Source organism: Methylorubrum podarium, assembly GCF_022179745.1.
Classification (GTDB): domain Bacteria; phylum Pseudomonadota; class Alphaproteobacteria; order Rhizobiales; family Beijerinckiaceae; genus Methylobacterium; species Methylobacterium podarium.
The window spans coordinates 1-4,926 of the sequence record NZ_BPRD01000547.1 but is presented as its reverse complement, the minus strand read 5'-3'; the positions used below and the strand labels follow the sequence as shown (position 1 = coordinate 4,926).

Genomic DNA, 4,926 nt, shown 5'->3' with positions numbered 1-4,926 from the left:
CAACCGGGTCGCGGAGCTGCTCGACGCCCTGCGGGAAAAGGGCCTCGAGCAGCTCCGCGACCCGGTTGCCCCCTTCGTTGCCCTTTTGGCCGCCGTTCCCGCCTTGAAGGGTCGCTTCGGAAAAGAAGACGTCGTGGCGGATGCCGATCGCCGCGAGATCCGCGCGGATCGTGTCCATCATCGCGTCGATGGCGAAGCGGCGCACCAGCGGCAGCCATTCCGACTCGGGCTTGTCGAGGAGCGTGCGGCCATGCTCGGCGGCAAGCGCCTCGCCCACCGGCTTGAGGTAGTCGCCGGGATAGAGACCCTCGGGGATCGTGATCGTCTCGCCGAGCGCCTCGCGGTAGCGCAGGAAGGCCGAGCGGGCGAGCACATCGACCTGCGCCCCGGCATCGTTGATGTAGTACTCGCGCGTCACCGGCCGGCCGGCGGCGGCGAGCAGGTTGGCGAGCGCGTCGCCGAACACCGCGCCCCGCCCGTGGCCGACATGCATCGGCCCCGTCGGGTTAGCCGAGACGTACTCGATGTTGACCGGGCCGCCCGGCATCGTTCCGCGCCCGAACGCCTCGCCCTCGCGGAGCGCTGCCCGGATCACGTCATGGTAGACGTCGGGCGCGAGCCGCAGGTTGATGAAGCCGGGGCCCGCCACGCTCGCCTCGACGATGCGGGGATCGCCGCGCAACTCCTCGGCCAGCGCCTCGCCGAGCGCCTTCGGGTTCTGCTTGGCCTCCTTCGCCAGCACCAGGGCGGCGTTGGTGGCAAGATCCCCATGCGAGGGATCGCGCGGCGGCTCGACCACCACACGCGACAGGTCGAGCCCCTCGGGCAGCCGGCCGGAGCGGGTGAGGGATTCGAGCGCCTCGCGCACGCGCGTCTCGAAGAGGGCGAAGATGTTCATGGGGCTCGGGTGTTCGTCGTTGCCGCGTGCCGGCTGGCCCGCGCGTCGGGCGGCCGGCGTCGGGGCGGCATAGCAATGGCGGGCGGGAGTGTCACGGCGCAGGGGACTGGGCGGCCGCGAGTTCCGCCAGCACCGCGCACAGCTGCTCCGGCAGCGGCGCCGGCCGGCGCGTTTCCCGGTCGACGTAGACGTGGACGAAATGGCCCTGCGCGGCGGCTTCCGCCTCGTTGCCGCGAAAGATCGCGATCTCGTAGCGCACGCTGGTGCGGCCGAGATGGGCCACCCGCACCCCTGCGGTGATCGCGTCGGGAAAGGCGACCGGGGCGAAGTAGCGGCAGCCCGTCTCGACCACGAGGCCGATCACCGGCGAGCGGGCGATGTCGAGGGCGCCGGCCTCCACCAGGATCCCGTTCACCGCCGTGTCGAAGAAGGCGTAGTAGACGACGTTGTTGACGTGCCCGTAGACGTCGTTGTCGCCCCAGCGCGTCGTCAGCGGCACGAGCCGCGGATAGGCGGCGCGGGTGTCGCGCGGGGCTCGGTGTTCGGCGCTCAATCGGTCCTCCGCCAGCTGTCGGCCCGTCCCGTGCCGTCCTCCGTGCGGGGACAAGGCCGCGTCTCGGTAGAATGCAACGTTGCACGCCCTGCGCGAATGGCGGCGTTGTCGAGGCCGAGATCCCCTCTGGAGACCGCTCCGATGAAGTCCTTCGCCCTCGCCGCCACGGCTTTTGCCGCCCTGACCCTCCTTCCCGCAACGGCCGAGGCCCGCGATTTCGGCGGTCATGGCGGCTATGTCGGTGGCCGCTCCTACGGCGGCTACGGCCATCACGGTGGCGGGGCGCGCTTCGGCCATGTCGGACGCGTCGGCGGTGACCGCGGGTTCGCCGGCGACCGCCATGGTTTCGGTCATCGCGGCTTCGGGTATCGCGGTTACGGCTACCGGGGCGGCTACGGATATCGTGGCTACGCCGCGCGCGGCTTCTACGGCCGCGGCTACGGCTACGGCCGGGGCCTCGGCCTCGCGGGGGCCGGGATCGGTCTGGCCGGCGCCGGGCTCGGACTGGGCCTCGGGCTCGCCGGCGGCGCGCTGACCGGCGGCTACGGCTACGGCGGCTACGCGGCGCCGGCCTACGGCTACAGCTATGGCTACGCGCCCGTCACCACCGGCTACGCCCCGGTCTACAACACCGGCTACGGCTCGAACTGCGTCTGTTACTGACGCCCATCGGCCCCCCGCGGGCGGCGCCTCACGGCTCCGTCAGCGGCAGGCCCCGGCTCGGCGGGCTCCAGTGCAGGTTGGGGGTGGCGGGAAACAGCCTTCCGTGCTCCAGCACCGCGTAGGTGTCGGTCATGCCGGCGATGTAGTCGGCGATGCGCCGGGCGATGCGGGACTCGCTCGCGCCCTCGAGCCCGGCCGACCATTCCTCGGGCATCCGCGCGGGATCGGCGCGGAAGGCCGCGAACATGTCGTCGACGATGGTCGCGGCCTTGGCCCGCACCGCCATCACCTCGGGATGGCGGTACATCCGCGCGAACAGGAAGCGCTTGATGTCGGCATCCGCCGTCGCGATGGCCGGCGAGAAGGCGATCACCGGCTCGGCCGCGGCGCGGATGTCGCCGACGCTGCCCGGCGCCAGCGCGGCGAGGCGCGCCTCGCCCTCGCGGATCACGTCCTCCACGAAGCGGGTGATGACCCGGCGCGCCAGTTCGTGGATCTTTCGCGAGGGCTCCAGGCCGGGATGAAGGGCGTCGATCTCGTCGAGGAGCCCTTTCAGGAACGGCACCGTGGCGAGGTCGGCGAGGTCGAACAGCCCGGCCCGCAGGCCGTCGTCGAGGTCGTGGGCGTCGTAGGCGATGTCGTCGGCGAGCGCGGCGGCCTGGGCCTCGGGGCCGGCGAAGCGCGACAGCTCGAGATCGTTGACCGCGTTGTACTCGATCACCGCCGCCGGGATGCCGTCGGCGGCGTAGCGCGGGATCGGCAGGCCGCGGGCATCGAGGAGCGGGCCGTTGTGCTTGACGAGGCCCTCCAGCGTCTCCCAGGTCAGGTTGAGCCCGTCGAAGCCGGCGTAGCGCCGCTCCAGCCGGGTGACGATGCGCAGGGCCTGGGCGTTGTGGTCGAAGCCGCCGTAGGCGGCCATGCAGGCGTGCAGCGCGTCCTCGCCCGTGTGGCCGAAGCAGGTGTGGCCGAGGTCGTGGCTCAGCGCCAGCGCCTCGGCGAGATCCTCGTCGAGGCCCAATGCCCGGGCGAGCGCCCGGGCGATCTGGCTCACTTCGAGGCTGTGGGTGAGCCGCGTGCGGTAATGGTCGCCCTCGTGATGCACGAAGACCTGCGTCTTGTGCTTCAGCCGCCGGAAGGCGGTGGAGTGGATGATGCGGTCGCGGTCGCGCTGGAAGTCGCTGCGGGTCGGCGAGAAGGCCTCGGGGATCAGCCGCCCGCGGGTCGCCGCCGGATCGGTGGCGTAGGGCGCCCGCCAGCGCTCGCCGTTCTGCCGCACCTGCACAACCCTTCCCTCTCCGAGCCGCGTTGCAGCCAGCTCTCGCGCCTCATATCTTGTGTGAGGTGACGCCCGCGGCAATCGCGGACGCGCGCCCTTCACGACACCGGTTCACGAACGGGACCGCACCACGATGGCCGACATCAACCTCACTGCCCGCGCCGCCAAGCGCATCAACGAGATCATGGGCTCCGAGCCCCCCGGCTCGTCGCTGCGCATCAGCGTCAACGGCGGCGGCTGCTCGGGCTTCTCCTACGCCTTCGACATCACCCATGCCCGCGAGGGCGACGACGTGGTGATCGAGCGCGACGGCGCCACCGTGCTCGTCGATCCGGTCTCGCTGGAATACATGGGCGGCGCGACCATCGATTTCGTGAACGACCTGATCGGCCAGTCCTTCAAGATCGAGAACCCCCTGGCGACGGCGTCCTGCGGCTGCGGCACCTCCTTCGCGATCTGAGGCGGCGCGATCCGAGGCGGCGAGACCGAACAGCGGCGGCGAACCGTCCGCTCCGTGGCGTCGGCGCAATTGCCACGCCTGTGGAAAACCGGCAGGGATGGTGGCCTCACGGCCCATCCCGATCTCCCGCCAGCCTGCGATCCGATCCAGCCATGACGTCATCGACGCGCCGTCCCGTCCTCATGCGGGCACTGCTCGCCTCGGCCTGCGCGGTGGCGCTGCTGACAGGGCCCGCGCCGTGGGCGCCGGCCGCGGCGCAGGAAGCGGCGTCCGCGGTCCAGGATCTCGTCCTCGACAACGTGAGCCTCGCCTTCGGCGACACGCTCGTCACGGCGCCGAAGGTGACGGTGAGCGGGACCCGCCTGTCGCGGGACGACCTGCTCGCGATCCTCAAGGCCAAGGATACCAAGGATCCGAAGGACAGCTGGCCGGCCCGGCTCCAGCGCCTCGATGCCGGCAGCCTCACCATGCCGGAGCTGCGGGTCGAGCGCCGCGACGGCGACAAGCGGCAGGTGGTGACCTATCGCGACGTGGCGGCGCGCACGATCCGCGCCGGGCGGATCAGCGAGTTGACCGCGGCCGGCGCGACGCTCTCCGTCGAGGGCGCGCCGCAGGCGGGCAGCGGCAGCTACGGCCGCATCCGGGCGGAGGACGTCGATCTCACCGCGCTGGCGCGCCTCTACAGCGAGGCCGGGGGCGCCGACAGCCCGCTCCTGCGCCTCTACGCGACGCTCGCCGTCGAGACCATCGCCTTCATCGACGAGCGCGGCACCACGGTGTCGATCGCCCGCCTCACCGGGCGCGACCTCGCCGGACGCCAGACGTCGGCGACCTGGCGCGGCGCCGTGGAAGCTCTGGGCGACGGCGGCCTCGCCGAGGACGACCGGACCAAGCGCGCCCGCGCCGCCGGCCTGCTCGCGGACCTCGCCGAATCGGTCTCGGTCGGCAGCCTGGAGGCGACGGATCTGACCGTGAAGGAGGTGAAGGGCGAGGATCCGCTCTCCTTCAGCATCGGCCGCATGAGCTATGCCGGCGGGGCCGAGTCCGGCGTGACGGTGGCCGATATCGGCTTCGGC

Annotated in this window: 5 protein-coding genes and 1 pseudogene; 3 read left to right on the top strand and 3 right to left on the bottom strand. The window is 71.9% G+C overall.

Annotated features, from left to right (window positions below; genetic code table 11):
- Nucleotides 1-898 (bottom strand): arginine--tRNA ligase domain-containing protein (gene argS / locus MFF42_RS23210; protein WP_238258096.1); only part of this gene is annotated, 898 nt, incomplete at its 3' end.
- 91 nt (nucleotides 899-989) lie between these two features.
- Nucleotides 990-1,451 (bottom strand): acyl-CoA thioesterase, encoded by a 462-nt coding sequence (locus MFF42_RS23205; RefSeq protein WP_238258094.1) that lies wholly within the window; start codon nucleotides 1,449-1,451, stop codon nucleotides 990-992.
- A gap of 141 nt (nucleotides 1,452-1,592) precedes the next feature.
- Here MFF42_RS23205 and MFF42_RS23200 point away from each other — a divergent pair, with 141 nt between their 5' ends.
- Nucleotides 1,593-2,114 carry a hypothetical protein gene (locus MFF42_RS23200; RefSeq protein ID WP_238258093.1) on the top strand — a complete coding sequence of 174 codons (522 nt, stop codon included), beginning with the start codon at nucleotides 1,593-1,595 and terminating at the stop codon, nucleotides 2,112-2,114.
- A 28-nt stretch (nucleotides 2,115-2,142) separates the two neighbouring features.
- Here the strand turns inward: MFF42_RS23200 and MFF42_RS23195 are convergent, their stop codons facing one another.
- A complete protein-coding gene (locus MFF42_RS23195; RefSeq protein ID WP_238258090.1) occupies nucleotides 2,143-3,396 on the bottom strand; it encodes a deoxyguanosinetriphosphate triphosphohydrolase in 1,254 nt (417 codons plus the stop codon).
- A gap of 127 nt (nucleotides 3,397-3,523) precedes the next feature.
- On the opposite strand from MFF42_RS23195, the gene MFF42_RS23190 reads away from it, so the two are divergent.
- The gene (locus MFF42_RS23190) at nucleotides 3,524-3,850 is read left to right on the top strand and encodes a HesB/IscA family protein (RefSeq protein ID WP_056246834.1); all 327 of its coding nucleotides are present in this window, start codon (nucleotides 3,524-3,526) and stop codon (nucleotides 3,848-3,850) included.
- Between the two features lie 152 nt (nucleotides 3,851-4,002).
- Nucleotides 4,003-4,926 (top strand): annotated as a pseudogene (locus MFF42_RS23185) (hypothetical protein); the annotation flags it as partial.

Excerpts from the sequence above, each read along its gene's own strand:
- MFF42_RS23200 (WP_238258093.1), top strand. The coding sequence starts at position 1,593 with ATGAAGTCCTTCGCCCTCGCCGCCACGGCTTTTGCCGCCCTGACCCTC.
- MFF42_RS23190 (WP_056246834.1), top strand. The coding sequence starts at position 3,524 with ATGGCCGACATCAACCTCACTGCCCGCGCCGCCAAGCGCATCAACGAG.